Source organism: Gleimia coleocanis DSM 15436 (assembly GCF_000159015.1).
GTDB classification, from domain to species: domain Bacteria; phylum Actinomycetota; class Actinomycetes; order Actinomycetales; family Actinomycetaceae; genus Gleimia; species Gleimia coleocanis.
The window spans coordinates 1-241 of the sequence record NZ_DS999556.1; the positions used below are offsets into that span (position 1 = coordinate 1).

At 54.4% G+C, this 241-nt stretch carries 1 rRNA gene; it reads right to left on the reverse strand.

Annotated elements, in window-relative coordinates:
- Window positions 1-241: ribosomal RNA gene (locus tag HMPREF0044_RS07650) — 23S ribosomal RNA — on the reverse strand; the annotation flags it as partial.

Sequence of the window (241 nt, forward strand, 5' to 3'; positions counted from 1 at the left end):
TCTTTAAATGATGGCTGCTTCTAAGCCAACATCCTGGCTGTCTGGGCCTTCCCACATCGTTTCCCACTTAACCATGACTTTGGGACCTTAGCTGGCGGTCTGGGTTGTTTCCCTCTTCACGACGGACGTTAGCACCCGCCGTGTGTCTCCCGTGATAACATTCTCCGGTATTCGCAGTTTGCATCGGGTTGGTAAGTCGGGATGACCCCCTTGCCGAAACAGTGCTCTACCCCCCGGAGAT